This window comes from Mesobacillus maritimus, from assembly GCF_019749255.1.
GTDB classification, from domain to species: Bacteria; Bacillota; Bacilli; order Bacillales; family Cytobacillaceae; genus Mesobacillus_B; species Mesobacillus_B maritimus_A.
This window is the reverse complement of the sequence record NZ_JACWFH010000015.1, coordinates 59,772-83,975: the sequence shown is the minus strand read 5'-3', so window position 1 is coordinate 83,975 and position 24,204 is coordinate 59,772. Positions and strand designations below refer to the sequence as shown.

General features: G+C 37.0%; 21 protein-coding genes and 1 riboswitch. Of the genes, 4 read left to right on the top strand and 17 right to left on the bottom strand.

Annotation, left to right across the window (positions count from 1 at the left end):
• Nucleotides 1–45: 45 nt before the first annotated feature.
• From H0185_RS13745 to H0185_RS13730, 4 genes are all read right to left on the bottom strand, one after another.
• Complete coding sequence (locus tag H0185_RS13745; protein ID WP_221874075.1) at nt 46–648, bottom strand: Ykof family thiamine-binding protein; 603 nt, start codon at nt 646–648, stop codon at nt 46–48.
• Nucleotides 649–788: 140 nt separating this feature from the next.
• A riboswitch (TPP riboswitch) is annotated at nt 789–894 on the bottom strand.
• Between the two features lie 97 nt (nt 895–991).
• A complete protein-coding gene (locus H0185_RS13740) occupies nt 992–1,951 on the bottom strand; it encodes a tRNA dihydrouridine synthase (protein WP_221874074.1) in 960 nt (319 codons plus the stop codon).
• A gap of 401 nt (nt 1,952–2,352) precedes the next feature.
• Nucleotides 2,353–3,756, bottom strand: coding sequence for a S8 family serine peptidase (locus H0185_RS13735; RefSeq protein ID WP_221874073.1), 1,404 nt, complete (start codon nt 3,754–3,756; stop codon nt 2,353–2,355).
• A 17-nt stretch (nt 3,757–3,773) separates the two neighbouring features.
• Entirely contained in the window at nt 3,774–5,915 is a 2,142-nt protein-coding gene (locus H0185_RS13730) for a peptidase domain-containing ABC transporter (protein WP_221874072.1), read from the bottom strand.
• A 257-nt stretch (nt 5,916–6,172) separates the two neighbouring features.
• Between H0185_RS13730 and H0185_RS13725 the strand changes: the two genes are divergently transcribed.
• The 3 genes from H0185_RS13725 to H0185_RS13715 all read left to right on the top strand — a co-directional run bounded on the left by H0185_RS13725 (nt 6,173) and on the right by H0185_RS13715 (nt 9,935).
• Nucleotides 6,173–6,406, top strand: a complete 234-nt coding sequence (locus tag H0185_RS13725) for a mersacidin family lantibiotic (protein ID WP_221874071.1) — start codon at nt 6,173–6,175, stop codon at nt 6,404–6,406.
• A gap of 21 nt (nt 6,407–6,427) precedes the next feature.
• The gene (locus H0185_RS13720; RefSeq protein WP_221874070.1) at nt 6,428–6,634 is read left to right on the top strand and encodes a mersacidin family lantibiotic; all 207 of its coding nucleotides are present in this window, start codon (nt 6,428–6,430) and stop codon (nt 6,632–6,634) included.
• 115 nt (nt 6,635–6,749) lie between these two features.
• Complete coding sequence (locus H0185_RS13715; RefSeq protein WP_221874069.1) at nt 6,750–9,935, top strand: type 2 lanthipeptide synthetase LanM family protein; 3,186 nt, start codon at nt 6,750–6,752, stop codon at nt 9,933–9,935.
• A 121-nt stretch (nt 9,936–10,056) separates the two neighbouring features.
• On the opposite strand, the gene H0185_RS13710 is transcribed toward H0185_RS13715, so the two are convergent.
• The 9 genes from H0185_RS13710 to H0185_RS13670 all read right to left on the bottom strand — a co-directional run bounded on the left by H0185_RS13710 (nt 10,057) and on the right by H0185_RS13670 (nt 18,984).
• The gene (locus tag H0185_RS13710) at nt 10,057–11,151 is read right to left on the bottom strand and encodes a M50 family metallopeptidase (RefSeq protein ID WP_221874068.1); all 1,095 of its coding nucleotides are present in this window, start codon (nt 11,149–11,151) and stop codon (nt 10,057–10,059) included.
• Nucleotides 11,152–11,187: 36 nt separating this feature from the next.
• Nucleotides 11,188–11,481 carry a hypothetical protein gene (locus tag H0185_RS13705; RefSeq protein WP_221874067.1) on the bottom strand — a complete coding sequence of 98 codons (294 nt, stop codon included), beginning with the start codon at nt 11,479–11,481 and terminating at the stop codon, nt 11,188–11,190.
• 3 nt (nt 11,482–11,484) lie between these two features.
• A complete protein-coding gene (locus H0185_RS13700) occupies nt 11,485–11,688 on the bottom strand; it encodes a helix-turn-helix transcriptional regulator (protein ID WP_221874066.1) in 204 nt (67 codons plus the stop codon).
• 318 nt (nt 11,689–12,006) lie between these two features.
• Nucleotides 12,007–13,275, bottom strand: a complete 1,269-nt coding sequence (locus tag H0185_RS13695) for a mechanosensitive ion channel family protein (protein ID WP_221874065.1) — start codon at nt 13,273–13,275, stop codon at nt 12,007–12,009.
• 392 nt (nt 13,276–13,667) lie between these two features.
• Nucleotides 13,668–14,522: a malate synthase gene (locus tag H0185_RS13690; RefSeq protein ID WP_221874064.1), complete on the bottom strand. Its 855-nt coding sequence runs from the start codon at nt 14,520–14,522 to the stop codon at nt 13,668–13,670.
• Between the two features lie 697 nt (nt 14,523–15,219).
• Nucleotides 15,220–16,296, bottom strand: a complete 1,077-nt coding sequence (locus tag H0185_RS13685; RefSeq protein ID WP_221874063.1) for an ABC transporter substrate-binding protein — start codon at nt 16,294–16,296, stop codon at nt 15,220–15,222.
• A complete protein-coding gene (locus H0185_RS13680) occupies nt 16,293–17,093 on the bottom strand; it encodes an ABC transporter permease (protein WP_221874062.1) in 801 nt (266 codons plus the stop codon). Before H0185_RS13680 ends, H0185_RS13685 begins: the two co-directional genes overlap by 4 nt.
• Nucleotides 17,094–17,897 carry an ABC transporter permease gene (locus tag H0185_RS13675; RefSeq protein WP_221874061.1) on the bottom strand — a complete coding sequence of 268 codons (804 nt, stop codon included), beginning with the start codon at nt 17,895–17,897 and terminating at the stop codon, nt 17,094–17,096.
• The gene (locus tag H0185_RS13670; protein WP_221874060.1) at nt 17,887–18,984 is read right to left on the bottom strand and encodes an ABC transporter ATP-binding protein; all 1,098 of its coding nucleotides are present in this window, start codon (nt 18,982–18,984) and stop codon (nt 17,887–17,889) included. The genes H0185_RS13675 and H0185_RS13670 overlap by 11 nt, the downstream gene beginning before the upstream one ends.
• Nucleotides 18,985–19,902: 918 nt before the next feature.
• Between H0185_RS13670 and H0185_RS13665 the strand changes: the two genes are divergently transcribed.
• Nucleotides 19,903–21,066, top strand: a complete 1,164-nt coding sequence (locus H0185_RS13665) for an MFS transporter (RefSeq protein WP_221874059.1) — start codon at nt 19,903–19,905, stop codon at nt 21,064–21,066.
• Between the two features lie 328 nt (nt 21,067–21,394).
• Here the strand turns inward: H0185_RS13665 and thiD are convergent, their stop codons facing one another.
• The 4 genes from thiD to thiM form a co-directional block, all read right to left on the bottom strand.
• The gene (gene thiD / locus H0185_RS13660; protein WP_221874058.1) at nt 21,395–22,189 is read right to left on the bottom strand and encodes a bifunctional hydroxymethylpyrimidine kinase/phosphomethylpyrimidine kinase; all 795 of its coding nucleotides are present in this window, start codon (nt 22,187–22,189) and stop codon (nt 21,395–21,397) included.
• Between the two features lie 127 nt (nt 22,190–22,316).
• Nucleotides 22,317–23,054 carry a thiamine phosphate synthase gene (locus H0185_RS13655; protein WP_221874057.1) on the bottom strand — a complete coding sequence of 246 codons (738 nt, stop codon included), beginning with the start codon at nt 23,052–23,054 and terminating at the stop codon, nt 22,317–22,319.
• Nucleotides 23,032–23,355: a thiamine-binding protein gene (locus tag H0185_RS13650; RefSeq protein WP_221874056.1), complete on the bottom strand. Its 324-nt coding sequence runs from the start codon at nt 23,353–23,355 to the stop codon at nt 23,032–23,034. The genes H0185_RS13655 and H0185_RS13650 overlap by 23 nt, the downstream gene beginning before the upstream one ends.
• Entirely contained in the window at nt 23,352–24,197 is an 846-nt protein-coding gene (thiM, locus tag H0185_RS13645; protein ID WP_246629187.1) for a hydroxyethylthiazole kinase, read from the bottom strand. Before thiM ends, H0185_RS13650 begins: the two co-directional genes overlap by 4 nt.
• Nucleotides 24,198–24,204: the final 7 nt, after the last annotated feature.

The window sequence follows — 24,204 nt, the reverse complement described above, 5'->3', positions numbered from 1 at the left end:
TCGATGATTGGGGAGGAAAGACCTCCCCAATCATCGATGTTCCCTTTATTTATGCTTCTTTGAAGGGCTATTCGCTGAAATGGCTGCCGTCATTGTCACATGGCTTCGTTCATGTGTTTTAGATGCATTTACAAAGGCTTGCTCAAGCGTTTTAAACACATCATTGGCATCCCCATCAAGACGAGACGCATAATGAATGCCCTTGGTGAACGTACCGTGATCCTTTGCCACCGCTACCTGATCAGCAATAATCTGCATATAATCTGGATTGTTCATTGGATAGAGTGCAAATTGTGTAGCTACCTCTACTTGTTCATTCCTGGATGCTTCTTCATTTAATCGTTCATCATTCTCTGACATATAGCTGTCCCCTTCACTATCTCCAGGACAGCCAACAGAAAAGGTTCCATTGAAAACAACATGCACACCCGTTTTAGCAGCGTGAATAAAAATAGCTTTGGTGACATCAAAAACATGCTCACTCCGTCCTCTGATACAGGTTGTGACATCATCTGTTTCCATCCAAACCTTACTTGTATCAACCTCTTTTAAGGCACCCAGTATCACTTCAACAAAATTGTCTGCCATCGGATAGATGGAAAAACGACACCCTACGATTCTACTTGTTCCACAACTTAAACCTTGCATTCTACTTTCCTCCTAAGTTTGTTTTTCTTCCGTTTCGCCTCTTAGTTAGGGTTATGTATGTACACTCCAAAAAAACAAAAAACTGCATCTCCAAATAGGGAGATGCAGTGAATGTCATATAAAGAGTATATAGAAAAACAATGAAGTCACTTACACTTCCCAACGCTAGCATTACCTAGTTCTGGTCATGAGGGTCAGTAGGAATCTCACCTACTTCTCAGCCTTACAGCTCCCCTAGTGCGAAACGAATTATGAATTTGTCTCATTCATTGTAATACAAATCTTGGCAAATGAAAATACTTTTTTCAACTATTCAGAAGTATGAAATATAATATGAATAAACTCAATCAATATTCTTTGACATAAAGTGATCGAGCAAGGCCCGGGCTTCATCAGATGACTCTGTGTTCATTAATTGGTTTCTTAATTCACTTGCTCCTCGAAATCCTTTTACATAAATCTTAAAAAAGCGATGGAGTGCCTTGTACGAACGTAGCTCATATTGATCATGGAGATCCAAGTGCAGTCTTAAGAGATCAAGCAATTCCTTACTGCTGTGCTCCGTCTTCTCTTTTTCAAAAGCAAATGGATTAGCGAAAATACCACGCCCAATCATGACACCATCCACACCATATTGCTCGGCGAGCTTCAAACCGGTTTCACGGTCAGGAATATCTCCATTGATTGTTAAAAGGGTATCTGGTGCCACCTCATCACGAAGTTTCTTAATCTCTGGGATTAACTCCCAGTGAGCATCGACTTTGCTCATTTCACTCCTTGTCCGCAGATGAATGGAAAGATTCGCAATGTCTTGTTCAAATATGTGTGTTAACCAATCCCGCCATTCATCTACCTCCGTGAAACCTAGTCTAGTCTTTACACTTACAGGCAATCCTCCCGCTTTTGCTGCTTGAATTAATTCCGCAGCAACATCCGGGCGCAGGATAAGACCACTTCCCTTGCCGTTCTGTGTCACATTAGGTACAGGACAGCCCATATTAATATCAATCCCGCGAAATCCTAGTTTCGCCATCCCAATACTCATTTGTTGGAAGTTTTCAGGCTTGTCCCCCCAAATATGTGCGACAATGGGTTGTTCATCCTCAGTAAAAGTCAAACGCCCACGCACACTTTGAATGCCGTCAGGGTGACAATAACTATCACTGTTCGTAAACTCTGTAAAAAACACATCCGGTCTGGCCGCTTCGCTCACAACATGGCGAAAAACAACATCCGTTACATCTTCCATTGGTGCTAGTATAAAGAATGGTCGTGGTAATTCACGCCAAAAATTTTCAGTCATCTCCGTATTCAAATCCTCTCATAATGGGATTAAGCAAATACTTTATCCCAAAATTAAAAAAGCAGAATGTCTCTGCTTCTTTTACACTTATACCATGGTTTAGCACTTTTTATCAAACTGTTCGCCTTTGTTTAATTTCACCAAATTAGGGTTTGTATACCTTAATGGCAGTACCTAATTACTGAGAACAAAAAAAAATCCCAAAGGTGAATAATCAAGAGAACCTCTTTATTAATAGAAGAAACACACTTTCTTTTAAATTGAATTAGAGTGTAATCAAAAAAGAAGGCAAGAAGTTTTTTTATGCCAGAGAGGTTCATAAAAAAGATAGACCCGATAAATAAAAAGAATCCATAATGAACTCAAAAGTTCAAATTGGATTCTCATCACCCTATTTATTATTACTTCTTCATTTTTTGGAGAGATTGATAGATATTGATTTTCCCATGACCGAAATAGATATCTTTCTTTTTATTCGTTAGAGGGGTACTACCATCTTTTAAATATTTCTTCACTTTATTCATATTTAGATCTTTTCTGTAACGAGTTCGATATTCTGAAATAATAAGAGATGCCCCTGCACTCACTTGTGGTGTGGCTAAACTTGTTCCCATGCTTAGCGTATAACCTTGAGGAAGTCCAATCATTTGATCTAACATCGTGTTAGGTTGATTAATTGGATAAGTTGTAATAATCATATCCGCTAAATCGAAATTTGGACCTAAATCTCCACCAGGGGCAGAGAAATCGATTTGTTTTCCGAAGTTTGAGTAAGTAGCAAGTGTATTTTGTTTAGTATTACTTGAAACAGTAATAACATGTTGAGATCCGCCTGGCAAATGAAACTCTCTGCTATCTTTTAAATCGTCTAAATTCAAAGAACTGTTCCCAGCTGAAGCAACAACAAGTGCTCCTTCTTTTTTTGCATATTTAATTGCTCGATCATATGCTTTTACTAAGACTTTCTCTTCATCAACTGATTTCGACAGGTATGTACCGATGCTTAAATTAATAACATCATTACCGTCTTTAGCCGCATCAATAATTGCTTGAATTACCCAAATTGAATCTCCTCCTGTTTCGTCTATTACTTTATAAGGAGTAATTAAACTCTCGGGAGCAAGTGTTGTAAGAATACCAGCGACTTGAGTTCCGTGCCCCGAATCATCCTGCACACCTTTTTCTACATCAATATAGTTTTTAGCGTTCTTTAAATCAATATTGTGTGACAATAATGGGTGGTGTACGTCAATTCCACTATCAATCAGTGCAATTCTAGATTTATCCCCCTTCTGGATGTCTTTCGTCTGAAAATGATTGGTCACATCTTCTAAATACCAATTTAAAGGCGAGAAATAAGAGGAGTCTAGCTCATGAAATTGAATTTCATTTTTTTGAATCGCGCTTTTGTTTGATGGTTCTAGATTAATTGATGAGTTAGGTATTGCATCAATAGATATAGGGTCAATCGGTTCAGCAGGTAAAGCTGCCTCTGGCATTTCCCCCATTTCATCTACAGAGTTACGAATTTTATTAGAAATGGTAAGAATGATCTGGTCTCGATCTTCTTCATTATCTAACTGAATGGACACAATACCTACTTCTGAAATAGTTTCTACTTGTAACTCTGGATACAGGTTATTGATCGTTCGGACAACATTGTTCAACTGGTTATTATTTTTCAGAATAAAAGTATAGGTATCGTGATTTTCATCCGTTTCCCCAAAGGCAATGCCAGGAACACACAAACATAAAAACGCAGCGAATAAAACCGTGATTAGTAGATTTTGTTTTTTCAAGTTCATTATTCTTCCTCCAACCATTATGATAATGCTTCTTCTAAACTACTTTCTTGAGTATGATATAGCTGGTAGTACAGTCCTTTTTTATTTAGGAGTTGAAAATGATCTCCTACTTCAACAACCCTCCCTTCGCTTAATACGATAATTTTATCAGCATTCTGTATCGTGCTAAGTCTATGTGCAATGATGATTCTCGTATTAGAAAGGCTCGATAAATGGTCATCTATTTTTTTCTCGGTTAAAGTATCTAGCGAACTTGTTGCTTCATCCAAAACTAGCATTTTAGGTTTCTTCACCAATGCTCTTGCTAAAATTAACCTTTGTCTTTGGCCACCTGACAAGTTTGCGCCGCCTTCAGATACTTTAGTGAAAATCCCTAGTGGTTGTTGATTCACAACATCAACCATTTCTGATTTTTTTAAGGCATCCTCAATATTCATTCCATTTTCAATATTGCTCATAATAATATTTTCAAATATCGTATCATTGAATAAGCGAGATTCTTGTAAAACTGCTCCAATCTGCTTGCGGAACATCTTGAGGTTATAGTTTTGCAAATCAATGCCGTCATAATAAACGTGACCTTCAGTCGGTTGATATAATCCTAGGAGAATTCTGGCCAATGTACTTTTCCCGGAGCCTGATTGGCCCACAATCGCCACTTTTTCACCTTTTTTCACATCAAAAGAAATATCATCTAACACTTTTCCGCTAAACGAATCATAAGAGAATGATAGATTTTTCACCGTTAATTCTCCACTTATTTCGCCTTCAGATAAATAATTTTCTTGTTCTGGTTTTGATTTAATTACGTCCATTAATCTCTGGATGTATGAACTTAAATTAATAAAATCTGTGTACATCGAACTAATCGAAATAATTGGTGCAATAAAAGCGGTTGACATTGTACTAAATGCAATTAAGGTACCTAATGAAAACTGTCCTTGAAGGAGGTAGTGGGCTCCAACCCAAAGAACAAAAAGAGGTAGAATAAATTGTACTGAAGTCGAGAACGCATGGATAGAAGAAGTCCAGATACTTCTTTTTTCAGTCGTCTGCAACTGGTTGTGGAACTTAGTTTTCCAATTTTCAAAAACTAAAGACTCTAAACCTAGCATTTTCACATCGGATATTCCATAAATATTCTCAGCTAAATACCCTTGAACCTCAGCTTGTTCTGTTACCTGTTTGTCAGATAAATTTTTTAAAATCCTTGTGTGTATTAAAAGGATCATAAGCAAAGCAGCTCCAACGGTAAAGACTATGATGCTCATTTGTACAGAGTAATAGAACATAATAGATGAGTAGGTAACAAGAAGGAGCATGTCAATTAAAAAAGTGACTGTATTCGTTGAAAGTATTTGCCTAATAAATGTATTTAAATTAGATCGAAAAATCAGGTCTCCACTGGAACGACTTTCGAAGAATTTGTAAGGCAAATGTAATAGTTTGTCAATAAAAACAGACATCATATCAGAATCCATCTTCGTTTGGATTTTAGCGATTACAACCCCTCTTATACCAGATAATAGTAAATTGAGAATAAAAATAGCAGATATTACAATCCCTATGGTCTTTAGGGACGTGAGCTCTTCTACCAACAAAACATGATCAGTGAACCATCTAGTAAGGAGAGGAATCGATATGGCAATTGCCTGCAAAATCATTGTAATAAGAAGGATGTATAGTAATAACTTTTTTTGCTTTTTCATGATGTCTATAAAAAACGGAAAATTCGAACTTTTATTCTTTTTATTGAACGCTGGTGAAGGCGTCAGCGAAAGAACCCTCCCCGAAAAATACTGCTTAAATTCATCAATCTTATAGGCTCTTTTACCAGAAGCTGGGTTCACCACATAAAATGTATTCCCCCTAATCCCTTCAAGTACGACAAAATGCTTGTTCTCCCAATGTAGAATCAATGGTAAGGGTAATTGTTTCAACGATTCTGCATCAGTATTATATCCTTTGCCTTCGAGACCCTTCTTTTCACCCATTAACAATAAATGATAGAAAGAACCTCCGCCTTTTGGCAGACCAAATTCATCTCTCAATTCATTTAATGAAACATGATGCTTATAGTAATTTAAGACCATCGTGACGCAAGCTAATCCACACTCGCTATGCTCCATCTGTTCAATATATGGCACATTAATTTTCATGATAGAAAGTCCCTTCTTTGTTCTTTTTCAATCAATTATCAGGTTATAAGCCTATCAAATAAAAATCAACCGTTATTTACAAATATTATCAATTAAGGTACTTTCGTCCTATAAAGGTACTTTTTTACCATTTTTGCATAATTAAGACTTTTTTAACAATTTTCACTTGTTTTTATTTTCCGGGCTATTATATCCTGTAAAAGTATTGGTACATAAGTACTTCATACAAAAACTATTATTTCGAGGAGGAGAAACACATGTCTAGAAATGAAATTCTACAATCTATGAATGGAAACAGCCCAGCAGGTCCATCTATGATGGAAATCTCAAATGAGGAGTTAAAAAAGGTTATTGGAAGTGGGGATGTACAAGGTGAAACAACAACGTTCCCTTGTTTCGCAGTTGCATACTATGGTGTACAAAGTTCAGTTTCGTGTGCATATGCTGCAGGTGCAGTTGTAGGTGTAGGTCTATCTGTTTGGAAATGCTAAACATTAAAAGGAGGTAAGAATATGAATCGTTCTGAAGTTCTACAATCATTAAATAAGTCTCAACCTGCGGGTGAAAAAATGCATACTCTTACTAGAGAAGAGTTAGAAAGAGTAAGTGGTGCTGGGGATGTTCAACCTGAGGCTACCCCTACAGTAGTTCCTTTTACCGGTGGTATTCTTTTCGGGGTTGGCATGACTAAATTATTCGGTTGTGGCAGTGGTAACTAATTTTTAATTGTTGATAATAAAACATCATAATGTACCCTACATTATGATGTTTTATTTTTTTATTACGAAGACGAGTCATATGATACACCTATTTAATCAATAAAGGAGATTTATTATGACGGTAGATCAAAATATCAAACCACCTCTTCTATCTAAAAGACTGTTAAAGGCCCTTTCATTAGAAGAGAGAGCAACTATTATCCTAAAAAATGAGGATATCGGCTTAACGGCCGAAGAAATCAAACACCTAACTGATGATTGGAAAGATAAAGCATTACTAAAAGATTATGCATTAGATGCTAAACTGCGTGAAGTGAATTTAGACAGAAAGAGCTTTGCCCAAATACTACATATCTCCGCAGATCCAAATTGGACAGAACACTTTGAGGTAATAGAACAGCAGCAACCACATTGGATGAAATTAATTGATGAGGCTTTTACTTTAAATCGAGATCATTTAGTAAAAGATTCCGAGGATTTAAATTTAAGTTTTGCTTATCGGCCATTCCTATTATGGGCAAGGTTCAAACTAGAGCAATATTATCAAGATCATCCAATCTTAGAAGAGCTCGTTAATTGGGATAAACTCTTGCCATCTCTAATGTACAATTTAGCTTCTGGACTAACACAAGTGGGCGCTCGTACGTTTGTTTTAGAAATGCATGTTTGTAAAAAAATGAACGAACTACATGGAGACACCCCTGAAGATCGCTTGCAATTTTATATAAGAGAAAAGTTATTAAACCCAGATTATTTAGAGTTTATCTATAGTGAATACCCCGTATTAGCAAAAGTAGTTATGACCAAGACAGACTATTTTATTACAAACACGATTGAAGCCCTTGATCGGTTTTTATCTGATTGGTCACTCTTAGGTGAAAAATTACATATAAGAGAGCATGTTCTTGAAAAAATAACAGCTGAGTTAGGAGATTCTCACCAAAAAGGGAAATCAGTAATGAAGTTTAAATTCACCGATGATTTAGAGATTCTTTATAAGCCGAAATCATTATCTCTTTCCCATGACTTTGGAAAGTTACTAGATTGGTTTAATAAGAAAGGTTTCGAACCGAAATTACAATCTTATAGCATCATCAGTCGAGAAGAGTATGCATGGGAAGAAAAAATTGAATACGTCGGGTGCGAAACAGAAAAAGAAATCGAGAACTATTACTACCGCTTAGGTGGTTTATTAGCTGTTTTATACTTGGTTCGAGGGACAGATTTCCATTCCGAAAACCTTATAGCAAAAGGTGAATATCCAATCTTAATTGATTTAGAAACATTGTTTCATCCAATTTCAAAAATGAATTTTGAACCTAGTGCAGACCTTGCTGCAAAAGAAAAAATTCACAACTCCGTCCTAGGAACCGCCCTATTGCCTCATTTATCTTTTAGACGAGGAGATGGAAAAGGGATTGATTTAAGTGGAGTAAGTTCGACTGATAAAGAAATGCCAATCCCAATTCTTCAAGTTGAAGATTATGGTACCGATAATATGCGTTTTGTTCGAAAGCCAATCACATCAAAAGAGTCGGATCAAAATGTACCGAAACTTAACGACAAAGTAGTAGAAGCATCTGATTATACTGAACAAATTGTAGCAGGATTTGAAGCAATCTGTGACATCGTTATGAAGAACAAGGCCGAGTTAATCAAAGAAGAAGGCGTTCTTTCTGCATTCAAGGAAGATACTGTTCGAGTAATTATTCGCCCTACCCAGTTTTATGGTGACTTTATTTCGGAGTCTAGTCATCCTGATTATTTAACAGACTGGTTAGATCGTGAGAAGTTATTAGACCGATTATGGTTTACAAACCTTGATCAAAGAACCATTCCTTTAGAAATAAAAGATATTATGCATAATGATATTCCAGTCTTTTTCACCACAACAGATAGTGTAGATTTGGTATCGAGTACTGGTGAACGAGTTCCAAACTTCTATGAACAATCCAGTTACAGAAATGTAATAGGTAGAGTTGAAAATCTTTCTCTTTTTACTATCGAAGAACAAATTGGGTGGATCAAAGCTTCATTGCTTAGCAATAAAAAAGAAGATAAATACCAAATAAAAACCAAAGAAGAAATCATGTCCGAACAATCTTTTGATAGAGAGCTCTTTATTCAGGAAGCCGAAAAAATAGGCGATCTATTACTAGAGCAAGCAATATATGGGGAAAAGAATGATGCAACATGGATTAGCTTAGAGACAAACTATTATGGACAATGGCATGTCTCTCCATTAGATACTAGTCTTTATAACGGCATCGGTGGAATAACCTTATTTCTCTCTTATCTGAGTAACATTACACAAAAAGAGGCGTATAAAGACCTTGCTGATAAATCTCTTGAATCAATTTTGTATACACCTGCATATTCGAGTGATTTCTTTAGTGCGTATTTTGGCAAGGCCGCAGATATCCATGTTTTATCACACTATCTCTCTCTATTTGGGAAGAACAATCGGGTTGAGAATGTTGTAAATAACCGCATTGATCTACTATCAGACCATATTAAAAACAACTCCCATTTTGATTTACTAGGCGGTAGTGCTGGAATTATACAAGTCTTATTGAATGCGCATGAACAATTCGGGTCTACAAAAGCGTTACAAGCAGCACAGAAATACGGTCAACATTTGCTAGAACATAAAGTTCAAATGAACAATGGATACGGATGGCCTGATACAAACAGTAACACATGCTTGGGTGGCTTATCCCATGGCACAAGTGGAATTGCTTGGTCTTTATTGCGTTTGTACGAGGCAACCAAACAAGAAGAATATCTAGAGACAGCCCTGCAGGCAATAGCTTATGATCGCTCCCTTTATAATCACAATCATAACAATTGGGAAGACTTGAGAGAAGGAGACATGAAAGTCCAGGAGCACTCAGCAGCATGGTGCCATGGAGCGACAGGAATCGGATTAAGTAGATTACAATATATGAACTCCATACATGATCCTATGATAAAGGAAGAAATCGATCGAGCGATTTCTGCTGTAGAAGAAGTTGGGATGGGCCGAAGTCACTGTCTTTGTCACGGAGACCTCGGGAATAGTGAATTATTCTTAAGTGCTGGTCTAAAGTTTAAAGACCAAAAACTAATAAATTTCGCACAAGCGATTGGAAGCAATGTGATTAAGGAAAAAAACGAGAATGGGAAATATTCAACGGGTGTCTCAAATAAAATTGAACTACCTGGTATGTTTCTTGGGTTGTCAGGCATTGGTTATCAATTGCTCCGATTAGTTGACCCAGTTAGCATCCCCTCTATTCTTACATTAGAACCTAAAAAATAGTTGTTTAAGGTTGTCTCAAGAGAATTCAATCCTAAAATTGTGTTAATCATTGTTGTCAGATTGGCGGATTCTTTAACGAGACAACCTTAAATTTTATTATGAATGAACCTACGAAATATCACTACATTGTTTTTTCTAATAGGATCTCTTCTTGAATCCCCTCCAAGAGATGTTTTTCAACTTTGGCATAGCCATAAGATAATTTCAACTCTTGATTCAAAAGGTCCTTTGCTTGTTTCAGAGCCTCTTTTGCTCCGTTGAAATCTTGCTGGAACGTTTTGTAAGCAGCTAAAGTACGATAGTAAGAATAGGGTTCTTTATTCCCTATTAAGTCGATGTTCGATGGTTGAGATAATGACTGTAAATAACCGTGGTTTCTATTAAACAAACAAAGATGGGTAATATATAAGTTAAACATGATATTTGTTTGAGGGTCAGACATAAGAACATCCTGACTTGCCTTACTAATCGGTTTAAGAACATTTAAGGCTTCTGAATAATTGCCCACATCAAAATAGTAATAATATAATGGCAATCTTAGAATAGAATGTTTCTCATTTGCCATATTCAGATCATTTGATAATAAATCTCGACTTTGTTCTACAACCTCTTTAGACCATTGGGACGGTTGTTTGTCAGATGAAAACTCTTGCAACAATAGTAAGCTTAGAATGTATTCATTCGCATTTTTATCGTTACGGTGTAGCATGAGGAATATCGAAGAATCCGATTGAGCAAAAGGGATAACAGTAATGACTCCTATCGCTATATTCATATACCCTAGGATATTGATAAAAAATAATGGATACATCCAGCTTAGGAGTAAAAATAAAATCCCAAAAGAAAAACTAAAAATTGGTCCTCCCAAAACAGACCATTTCCACCTAGTCGTTAAGTTCCTAGTAGAGTCTCCAGGTAGAAAATGAACGACCCCACCAACTTTGTTCCAATCTTTATTTTCAGAGATTATTGTCCTATCCTTGCTTTTGACTATCCGAATAAACATCGCAGTCATTTCGATTACATTCAAATTATTCTTCTTGCCAAAAAATACATGACCTAGTTCGTGAAGAATCACAGCCATATTCCAAGCAAAAAAAACGAGTAAGTAATTTAAAATAGTATGACTTTTTTCTGGGAATATGAAAGATAATAACACCATTAGTAGTATAAAAAACACATAAAGATAGAGTGGTCTATTCATTATTTGCTTCAATATCTTATCCTCCTCGATTCCTTGTAAATAAAGAATTTACATTGGTTTATTTTTATTTCGATATAGAAGAAACGTCCCATATACCCCAATAAAAATTAAGAAGTACATCAATAGCTCAATCGTTGTTTCAGCATTTACTATATCAACTAAATTTAGAACGATTAGAACGACCGATCCGACGAACAAGGCATTATACATGGAGGAAACCGTTTTATATAGAATGAGCTTCCCTCTTTCGTCTTGACCTTCCTGACTTTTCTGGAAATTGAAGAAGTACATATTAGACAACACAACAACAAGCAATAATAAGGCAATTAGAAAGACAATCATGACTTATTCCTCCTCCTGGTATGCAAAAATAGTATTTATGTCCTCTTCAAAAGCTAGAGCTATTTTAAAGGCAAGAGCCAATGAAGGGGTGTATTTATTCTTCTCGATATGCATAATCGTTTGTCTGCTAACTCCCACACGATCTGCTAAATTTTGCTGAGACCACCCTTTTATGGCTCGATAGACCGCTACTCGATTAGATAACATGGCATACCTCCTAAAAAATTAATTCTTCAGAACTTAATTCAATCATATATGGATGACCGAAAAATGTAAAGTATTTTTAACAATTAGTAAAAAAAACTATGCTTTTTAATAAGTTTTTATAACATTTTCTATCTAAACAAACTTTCTCAAACCTGATGCTAAAACGGAATAATAAGAGCTATACAAGACGTTATTGAAGACTTCTAGGGTTTATTTATGAAACACTTGCAATTCATTTTATTTAAGGTCCGGCAACAATAAAAATAGCAAAGAACCGACTGGTAATACATACCAGTCGGTTCTTTGTAATGAATGATTTTAATAACTTCTTTCGCCCAGCAAAGCATTGTTGTTCGATTCTTCTACCCTGTTTCTTAAATCAGCGCCAGATGGATTCTGGAAAACTCTAAGTCCAAATTCTGGTGCGACAGCAAAGAGATGGTCAAAAATATCAGATTGCACTGTTTCATAGACGTCCCACTGTACGGAATTTGTAAAAGCATAAATTTCGATAGGCAAGCCGTGTTCACTATGAGCTAGTTGTCTCACCATTAAGGTCATATTCTGATGGATTCCATCGTGATTTTTGAGATAATTGCTGATGTATGCCCGAAAAACACCAATATTAGTAAGAGCCCTACCATTCACAGGATTGTCCCGATTAACTTGATTTTTGGCATTATACTCCGTAATTTCTCTTTCCTTTTGGATGATATAGTCGGATAGGTATTGCACTTTGATAAATTTCTCGATCATCTCCTCGGTACAAAACGTGATACTACTGGTATCTACGTACAAAGAGCGCTTGATTCGTCTGCCTCCTGAGCTTTGCATCCCTCTCCAGTTGATAAATGAATCAGAAATAAGCGCATAACTCGGGATCATTGTAATCGTTTTGTCAAAATTTTGTACCTGTACGGTATTCAAAGAAATATCAATCACGTCACCATCTGCCCCATATTTAGGCATTTCAATCCAATCACCGACTCGAACCATATCATTGCCGGTCAATTGAATTCCTGCTACTAATCCTAGTAACGAATCTTTGAATACTAACATCAGTACGGCCGATAGAGCACCAAACCCACTTAATAGAATGAGAGGACTCTTCCCTATTAGATTCGAAATTACTAAGATGGACCCAAGAATCATGATAATTATGTTAACTACCTGAATATAGCCTTTAATTGGCTTAACCTTGGATATTTCAAAGGTTTGATAAATATCGTTCATTGCATTTAGTAAACTTTGAATAAACACTAGCCCAACAATAATGATATAGGCAATCGCCAACTTCTCAATGATTGATTGATAGTTTGGAAAGATTGAAGAAAACGAATAAATAATGATTGCAGGAACAATATGGGATAACTTTCGAAAGACTTGTCTGTCTAAAATGATTTTACCCCACTTGACTTTTGAGTTTGTCACAACCCTAGTAATGACCCTGATCACAATTTTCTTTGAAATAAAATTTGCAACGATACAGATAAGACCAATTAATAGAACCTTAATGATAATCGATAGATATTCTACTATTCTAGGATCTAGTTCCATATCTAGAAGTAAATTGTTAATGAATTGCATCTGTTCTCCTCCGTTTTCATTTACATCATAAGCAACTTTACGGGTAAGTATCGAACCTGTCAATTCTTACTTTATCTAAAACGAAAAAATGAGGCATTAGCCCTTAATTGTCACACTTTAAGGTACCGAGTAAGTCAAACCGAAGGGCTAGAAACGTCAAAAGGCAACAGCCACAAAGGGTAGTTGCCTTCTTTTTTAATGTTAGATGTACGCTATACCCTCAACATATCTGAGTGTATGTGGAAACATACTATGAGGTGTTAGTAACTTTTCAAAATTATTGCCTTTAATGCTAAATCCTGCAAACGGAATCGAAATTTTATTTAGTTTTATCATTATTTATTCTCACCAATAACCAGAGTCAAGCACTTATTCATCTTTAGGCTAAACATCTACATACGCATTAACGCGCCATTACGCTTTGGTAAATCTTGATCTGTTATTCGATTCATTTTGCAAAAGTGGGCAAAAAATTGTTCTGCCAACTCTTTTTCCTCTGAGTCACTTTTCATCGAAACGATATCATGCAAAATTTGCGCCATCCATGAATTATCAAAATAACGGTATTTACCTGTATTCCATGTCATTTTTTCAGGGAGCTTTTCATTTACATAATATTCCCAGAAAAGCATCTGATTCGATTCCTGATCTGTAAGTTGAAGTTTGTATCTTGAATGAGCCGGAATATTTCCATCTTCACAAAGCTTCCCGATAAACTTTTCATTCACCATGTAGACACCTAAGATACGTCTATCTTTTTCAGGTGCGTTGGCATCGATTGCTGTTAACAGGACAGCGCTGTTTTGGTGCAAGCGGATAGGTTTGTTTGGCTTCCCCTTGTTACTCCCACTTTTTATTTCACCTGAAAAAACCTGCCAGTCTGACAACGAACTCTCCTGTTCTTCTGTGTCACACCAGAAAACCATTTGTGATTCGGGATGAAGTTTATGATTTTTCATAAGTTTTTCATGTTCCAGGCGAAGTTCCTGGTTTTTACGTTGTAGTTTTCTTTCCTCTTCTTTCTTCCATTCTTCCTCCTTTCGCTCCATTTCCTTTTTTTGTATTATTTTTTCAAGTGAATCCGCAACACTTTTATCATGTAATTTTAAATGCTCTCCAAATACATCGGGAAAAACAAACTTTTTATTTTCGGTTGCGAAGTTTATTTCAATACTAGAATCATTATGGTTCACGATACTCCCCATGCCAAACCGTTTGTGTGTAACTTTCTTATCAATTAGATTCATTATTCTAGTCCTCCTTGTAAAATAAGGCTGTTTTCGTAAAAATGTTGCTAAAATCCAGAAGCCACTTTAGCGCATGAACAGCTAGTTATTCGCTTTTTAATTTGAGTTGCATGCTCTTTTCTCATTATTTGTATTTTATTTGCCGGTATGAAATGAGCTTAGCTTAACGGGCTTTAATCTTTGAAAAGAGCCTAGAATAAAATCTCATCTACGATTAGGTAGTGAATTGATCATTTTATTCAACTAACCTCCCTTAAAGCTCACACAACTGTTTGAATTTTCCTGATTTATAAATGGATATTAAAAAAAACGTATCCATGATTCTACTGCACCATTACACAGTGGAATTCGGAATACGATTAATAAACAATTGTACGACTATTATAACATTTTTTTGGAAATATCACAAATTTATTATTGACAACATATTTTCGAGCGAGGTAAAATAAAATTTTATTCTCCTAATACACTCGAAATTTCTATGGAATAAGACCATTTTTTTAATCCATGGAGCTTTTGAAATTTAAAAAAAGCAGGTTATCCCTTTTTATCGGGTACCTGCTTTTTCTTTTAGTTACTTTTTCTCGAATTTTTACCTAAACAGCCTTCTTTTATAACAATCTACGTACTTCCTCCACATGTCCAAAGTGGTAAGAACATATGGAATATTCGTACTGAGCAGTTGTAATCTAAAGCATCACTGTAGTGACATTTTAAATTCTAAAAAGTATTCGTTATAGGTTCCCAGCAACTCAAGACCTAAGTTTTCATATACTTCTAAGTTTGTGCGACTTTCTTCGCGAGGGTAAAAACGTTCATCGTTTACCACTTCATCATCTAATAGTTCCCAGGCTGCCTTATTTGGAATCGCATATCCTACATAATCCGTATTTTGTGAAGCAACTTCCGCATTTAGCATAAAATTAATAAACTGATGGGCACCTTCCACATTTAATGAAGTTTTAGGAATCACCATGTTGTCGAACCATAAATTTGAGCCTTCTGAAGGTACTGCGTAATTCAATTCTTCGTTTTCGAACATCATGTCTGCTGCTTGCCCAGAAAAGGTTACAGCAACGGTAGCTTCATTATTAATCATCAGTGGTGTAATTTCATCCCCAATAATGGCTTTGACATTGCCGTTTAGTTTCTTTAATTTTTCTAATGCTTCCTTTAGTTCGTTGTCGTCACGCGAATTTAATGAATACCCTAAACTATTTAAGCCCAAACCGATGACTTCACGTGCGCCATCTACTAAAAATACTTTATTTTTTAATGCTGGGTCCCACAGATCGTCCCAAGAATCAAAGGTAATATGTTCTGGAATATCCTTTGGGTTATAAACCACTCCAACCGTTCCCCAAAAGTACGGTATGGAATATTTATTTTTCGGGTCGAACGGTAAATCTAAGAAGTAAGGATCAATATTTTGCAAATTGGGCAGTTTCGAATGATCAATTTCGATTAATAAATCTTCTTCAATCATCGTTTCAATCGTATATTCTGATGGGACAACCACATCATAGGCTGAGCCACCTTGTCTAATTTTCGTTAACATCGCTTCATTTGAATCGTACGTTTCATAAATCACAGAAATGCCTGTTTCTTCTTCAAACTGGTCGATAAGCGAAGGGTCAATGTATTCTCCCCAATTGTATACGACTAGTGTATCCTTTCCTCCAGCTGCGTTTGTTGCATCTAGTTTCGCAGCAACAAACGCAAGTAGACCGCAGGCGATCACAATTGCTAACATGGTATGAATTAAAGATTTCATTGTGTAGATCCCCCCGTTTTTCTCGAGCGCATCGTAATGAAGTAATACATAATCACAATTCCAACTGTAACGATAAACACTAGTCCTGAGATTGCATTTACGGTTAATGAAATACCTGCACGTGCCATGGAATAGATTTCAACAGACAATGTACTAAAACCATTCCCTGTAACAAAAAATGTAACTGCAAAGTCATCTAAAGAATAAGTGATGGCCATGAAAAAACCAGCCAATATCCCAGGTTTAATATATGGAATAATCACTCGAGTTAATACTTCACGACGACTTGCTCCTAAGTCAAGTGCTGCATCAATTAAGTTTGTATTCATCTCCAATATTTTAGGTAAGACCATTAATACAACAATGGGGATACTAAATGCAATATGTGAAATGACTACGGATGTGAAGCCAAGCTTAACTCCAATCATTGTGAATAAAATTAAGAAGCTTGCCCCAATCACCACATCTGGACTCACAATTAAAATATTATTTAGTGATAAGACAATACTACGTAGTTTTTCATTTCTTAAGGAAACAATCCCAACGGCTCCAAGTGTTCCAATGATGGTAGCTATTAGTCCAGAGAGCAATGCAACAATCACAGTATTGATTAAGATAACAAGCAAGCGATTATCATCAAATACGGCTTGATAATGTTCTAGTGTAAAACCCTCGAATGAACCCATGGAACCGCCGCTATTGAAGGAATAAAAAATCAAGTAGAAGATCGGTGCATATAAAATAACAAACACAATGGCTAAATATACTTTAGCTTTAGTTGTTAATTTTGATCGCATTTATGCTCGACCTCCTTTTTTCTTTGTACGCGTAAATACCATGATGGCAAACATAATTAATATTAAGAACACGGCAATTGTTGAACCCATTCCCCAGTTTTGCGCAACTAAAAACTGCTGTTCGATTGCAGTACCAAGTGTAATCACTTTGTTCCCAGCAATTAAGCGCGTAATCATAAAGAGTGATAGAGCAGGGATAAACGTTACTTGAATCCCTGATTTTACACCTTGAATCGTTAAAGGAACAATGACGCGTCGGAACGTGGTTAGCGGTGATGCACCTAAGTCACGTGATGCATAAATTAACGACGGGTTCATTTTGTCTAACGCGTTAAAAATTGGGATGATCATAAACGGAATAAAAATGTACACCGCAACGAACACGAAACTAAAGTCGGTAAACAAAATTTGCGTCGGGTCGAAGCCTAACAAATTCATGATGGCATTGACCGGTCCGTATAAACCGAAAATCCCGATAAATGCATATGTTTTCAACAATAAATTAATCCATGAGGGAATAATAATCAGCATGAGCCATAAATGCTTATGCTTGGTTTTTGTTAAAAGATACGCCGTTGGATAAGAGATGATTAACGTAAAAAACGTAATGAGGAATGCGTACCAAAAGCTTGTTAGTGTCATCGCTAAATAAGCTGATGTAAAGAAGTTTTTATAGTTTCCTAGCGTAAACTCTCCGTTTAAATTGAGCATCGAATAATACAACACGAGCCCAATCGGTGCAATCACGAAGAGCGCAATCCAAAGCAAATAGGGTAGGAACGCTCCTTTGGACTTAAACTTCATTCGTATAGGCCTCAATACGTGCGTCAAATTCCTCTTCTGTTTCATTTAGACGCATAATATGAATCGCTTCTGGGTCGAAATCCAGACCTACTTGTGCACCGACTTCAGCCTGTTTCAGTGAGTGTACAAGCCACTCATTCCCATCTTTGTCATATGTTGATAACTCATAATGTACACCGCGGAATAACTGCGTATCAACGCGCACCACAATTTTACCTGCTTCTGGCGTTGTCATGTGTAGATCTTCTGGTCGAATGACAACATCAATCTTTTCATTCGGCTTCATCCCGCCGTCGACACAGTCAAATACTTTCCCAGTAAATTTAACTTTATAATCTTCAAGCATGACTCCATCAACGATGTTGGACTCCCCGATAAAGTCTGCAACGAAACGATTAATTGGCTCATCGTAAATATCAACTGGCGTTCCAGATTGCTGGATAATCCCTTCGTTTAAAACAAAAATTTCATCACTCATCGCTAAAGCTTCCTCTTGGTCGTGGGTAACGAAAATAAATGTCTTGCCAAGACGTTGCTGTAGCTCACGTAGCTCATATTGCATTTCTGTACGCAACTTTAAATCAAGTGCTGATAATGGTTCATCAAGTAAGATTACTTCTGGATCATTGATGATCGCGCGCGCAATTGCAACCCGTTGACGCTGACCACCTGACATTTCAGTAATTTCACGGTTTTCGTAACCTGCTAAGTTTACGAACTTTAACGCTTCTGCAACACGCGTTTTAATCTCAGACTCTTTGACTTTCTTAATACGTAAACCGAATGCCACGTTTTCAAATACGTTTAGGTGCGGGAATAAGGCGTAGTCTTGAAAGACAGTGTTTACTTGGCGCTCGTTTGCTGGTACATCGTTTACAACCTTCCCGTTCATGTACACGTTTCCTGTTGTCGGTTTTTCAAAGCCAGCTATGATACGTAAGATCGTTGTTTTTCCACAGCCTGATGGACCAAGTAAGGTGTAAAATTTTCCACGTTCAAGTTCAAAGCTCACATCTTGTAAAACTTTCGTGTCGCTATTGTAAATTTTTGTTACGTTATCAAAACGGATAATAATATCGTTCTCCATGGAAGCCTCCTATGAATAAGAATAATCAGACTCTACTATAGTATTGGTTCATTTATTTAGTCTCTTTCTTCAAAGCTTCTTGCTTTTAAAGAGCAAGAACCATTATTCTAATGAGAAAAGAACTTGCAAAACGAATTGAAACCCTATAATAACTAGCTATTCATAAGCTAAAATATGCTTAAGGATTTTTTGCACAATCTTAACGAAAACAACCTTTATTTAATAGCGGTGACATACATACAGAGTCGCCTTATACATACTTTTTATACTGATACGAAGGACTAATCTTCACACTTTTAGGGCTATATATATCACCAAAAGATCTTTATCCTTTTTTTATTTGTAAATATCCTTAATGGAAACAGATTAGTCTTGCGAAAAGTGTAGATGATTAAAGAAACGCATCGAATTTGAGTTTAGACATAGAAAGGCTAAAAATCAATCTTTTTTTCTTGCTTTACAGGAATAATGTATTAAATAGAATCTGTTGTGTTGCGAGGAAGTTCCTTTTACAAAAGTTTTTTTGCTTTTTAAATAGCTATCCCCTCAATTTTACATCGCTCCAGCTTCCCTTTTTCGCGGTTAAAGTATTAACCGTTATTCATCATTTTTAAATATGTGGCACAGAATATATTATCCTTCAATAGTGGTGACAAAAATCAGAGTGTATTTTGCAATACTCGAGATGTTAGTGAATATAAATTAAGTTGAGTCTTTTACATCATGTAGTTATCCCTCGATATTTTTGACTTCAACTTTTAGAAAAGAGTTCTTTAACTACCCTCTGATCTTTGTGGCAAAAATACGTTCACCTATGTTTCTTGTTCTAGGATACTTTACACCTTTACAAGTCTCGCATTTTCCTATTAAATTATATAAATGCCATTATTTTTAAATACTAATAGAAAAGGTGTAAAAATGAATACAGACCTGAAAAAGCTATTTCTTCTTCAATCAGTTTTTTTATGTATTACCGGGTATAGCACGATTTTTATCAGTTATTATTTTTGGGAAAACAGCAAGACACTCGGCCCACTGATTGCCTTTAATGGCTTGGCTTATTTTTTATCGTGTTTTGCGTATATAATCGGAACGTATTACCTTTTCAAAAACAAATTAAAAATTAGTTATTACCTAAGTGCCATATCTGCAATCATCTTGTTTATTGTTCTTCTTTTAAGTTCTCACTTAAGTCATATGGCTCTTCTAGTGCTTTCAGCCACTAGCTTTGGCTGCGTTTTTGGTTTCTTTTACTCCTCTTCCAATTACGCGTTAAGTGTTTTATCGACTCGGTCAGAACTGAATATATTTAATTCGCGTATTGGTTATGTGAAAAACATATTAATGATTATACTGCCACTTATTAACTCTTTCTTAATCTATTATTTTAGTTTTACGGTTTCATTTCTTTTCATGCTTTCGGTTTCGATTTTTTATTTTGTTGCTGTCACTAAGTTGCCTTCCATTGAAGCTGAGTTTAAATCAAACTTCTTCCACGATTATAAGACCATTAAAGTGTCTAAGCAGATGGTTCCATTTGGGATTATTACAGCTGGTGTTCTGGAATGCATGGTGTGTCTTCAGGTCATCATTATGGTGGTTTTATCGAAAAATGCGCTATATGTATCCTATTTGAATGTGATAAACATTGTCGTTTTAACCATCGCCATTGTCTTCATATCGAAATGGAAACAATTAAAAATGGAAAAGCAATTTGTGATTTATACGTTAATTAGTATGGGGTTCATCTTGCTCGCCGGCTTCGCGCAAATTCCACCAGTTTATTTTGTAACAATGATTGGACTTGTCGTTTCCATTTACGTGTACGGTTACACAATGGACAATACCTTTTTCAGATATTTAAATGGAATGAAAAAAGAGGACCAAATAGTGATTCTCTTGAAACGCGAATTTTTAATCACACTAGGTCGTTCGATTATGTATCTCTTGTTGTACCTGTTTGTTCAGTCCATTGAATCGCCTTACCTTCCATATGTGGCAATAGGAGTGGCTCTTGTACTGGTATACTCCCTATTGAAATTCCGAAAATTTGACCATGAAACTGAGAGACTTGCAGCGTAAACTACTCGGGTCATTTTTGAAGAAGTTACCAATATTAAAGGACGAAAGCAATTTAAAAAAGAAAAGGCCCCGGAATCGGAGGATTTACTTCCTACGATTCCGGGGTTTTAAGTTTACCAAAACCTCTTATGGAAATCTGCATTATTTTCAATTTAAGTAGTCGACTCAAAACTCGTTACGGCAATAAAAAGTGGTGCTCTTGAGAGTTCCCACTATATCATTATGTCCTTATTACTGTTTGTATAAGAATTTAGGAGCTTCACAATTTTTCCTAATAAATGCGGAACCTAACGTCTTCCCGTGTAATAGCTAAGGATTATCTCATTAATTATTTTTGCTTCTCATAGACATTCCATACGTGGTTAAGCGGGCCACTTCCTTTTCCTAAATCAAGCATTGCCCCCAAGGCACCTGTTACGTATTCCTTCGCTAATTGAATGGAGCTTTCCAAATTCATGCCCTTGGCTAGACTAGAAGCGATGGCACTGGATAAGGTACACCCAGTACCATGAGTATTTTTATTGTCAATTCTTTCTCCAAGGAACCAACTGTAGTCATGATTATAATACAATAAATCATTAGCAACGTTTATGCTGTGTCCACCCTTGCAAAGAACGGCACATCCGTAAGAATCACTGATAATTTTAGCTGCTTTCATCATGTCAGCTTCATTTACAATAGATATTTCTGATAAAACAGAAGCCTCCGGAATATTTGGTGTCAATAATAGCGCCTGATGAAATAGATCCTTTTTCAACGTTTCCACTGCATTGTCCTGAAGAAGCTTGGAACCGCTAGTGGAAACCATTACCGGATCTACCACAATGTTTTTAGCATAATAAAACTCAAGCTTTTCTGATATGGTTTTAATCAAACTAGCTGATGAAACCATACCAATTTTAACTGCATCTGGATAAATATCAGTAAAAACACTATCCAACTGTTTGCCTAAGAATTCTGGAGTAACTTCCACAATATCCGTAACGCCCGTTGTATTCTGAGCAGTAAGGGCAGTAACTGCACTCATGGCATATACGCCATTTGCGGTCATTGTCTTAATATCTGCCTGAATTCCAGCGCCTCCTGAGGAATCGCTCCCTGCAATTGTTAATGCTGTCTTCATGTCTCCCTCCATCTGCTGTATACACAGCTCACTTTTATATGAAGCTTATCAAGAGGCAAAAGCAATGCCCGAGTTTGCCTTTTAAAACATCTATAATAAGAATCCTCTTTAAGGACGTTCAATTGTTCTATATGAAAGGAGATATCTTGTTCGTTTTGTTTTGACTGAGCTTGTGGAGGTTCCATGTTTTAACTAGATTAGTAGCTTCCAACTTCGGATCATCAGCCTCTGTTACTGCGGACACCACGAAGAAGCCTTCCACTCCGGTTTCTGCGAGAGGAGGAATATCGGCAAGTTTAACACCACCACCGATTACCAACGGAATTGGGCTAAGTTGGGCAAGCTCAGAAATTTCGTCCAAACTTCTGATCACTATTTTCCCATCCAAATCCAGGCCACAGTCCGGTTTCGTCTTCGTTTCATGGAGCGGTCCAGCGCCAAAATAGTCAATCTGAGAGACATCTACTGTTTTGATATACTCGAGTAATTCATGTGTTCTGGCTGATAAGCCCACGATTGAATCTTCACCTAAGTATTCCCGACAGACTTCCACTGGGATATCAGATTGCCCGACGTGGATTCCATCCACTTTTATTCCTTGTTTTCTCGCAGCAAGGATCACGTCAAGACGGTCATTCACGAGTAGCGCAACTTCATCCGACTTGCCAGCTTGTGCAATAACCTCGGAAGCTTCACGGGTCAACTGAATCAATTCAATGGCAGAGGCAACCTTTGAACGGATTTGCACACATGTAAACCCTGACTCAATCGCATCTTTAATAATTGTCTCAACTGGTCTGCCTTTCGTATTCTCAGGGCCCACAACCAGGTATGCTGAAAGATCAAAGTTCTTTCTTATGCTCATTTTGTCCTCCTATAATTTCGTTGACTTTATCAACTTTTGTAGTCATCATGTTCGTAAATCCAGGACGTACATCTGCCTTCAGAACCACTTCCGTGCGAATTCCTTTGGCGGCAAGTACAAACGTTGCGTCTTTTACAACTTTTATCACTTCATCCCACTCCCCTTCAATCTCTGTAAACATGGAAGTCGTATGATATGGTAATCCTGACTCACGAATGACTTTCAACACTTGAGCTATTTCAGGTGCAAGTTCCTCACCTACACCGAAAGGCGCAATTGCAACGGCAATTAGTGTATTCATAGATTAACCTCCTCCATTTCAAATGGATTGTTCGCTATATCCGATGCAGTTGCTTTGTAAAGTTCATCAAGGAACTGAATCTGAAAACTTCCAGGACCGTCCGCCTTATTTTCAGCACGGGTTCCTGCTAGGTTGTAAACTGCAGTAGCAGTAAGCGCTGCAATAAACGGCGAAGCAGCTGTCGCATAGACTGTGACGACACCACCCAATGAACAGCCTGCCCCAGTAATTTTCTCCATAAAGTGCGACCCTCCATGAGAGTACGCCATGACCGAACCGTCGGTGATCAAATCCGTTTTGCCAGATACGGCAACAGCCCCACCTGTCCATCTAGCCAACGCGACAGCCGCTGCCTTTGCGGTTCTTACTGAATCTGTAGAATCCACTCCTCGGACATTGGATATATCCGTACCACCTTCCATCCCCCACAAACCCGCCAATGCGATAATTTCCGAAGCATTCCCTCTAATCACAATGGGTTTATACTCTTTAAATTTTCGCAAAAGATTTGTCCTAAGAGATCCAATACCGACTGCGACTGGATCTAAGACCCATGGCTTTCCCGTATCGTGCAACACTTTTGCTACATGAGGGAGAGTCTGCTCATAGATTGGGAGAAGTGTACCGACATTTATGTAAGTGGCTCCTCCGACCTTTGCCAAAAATTCACCCTCATCAGGCAGATAAACCATAGCAGCGGATCCCCCGACGGCAAGCTGTGCATTCGCCACAAAATTGACTGTTACAGTGTTGGTGATGGACCCTGCCATAGGATTTGTCTTCCTTACGGTTTCAACTGCCTGAATCATTTGGTTTTTAGTGTCCTCTTTATTCATCATCATTTGAAAG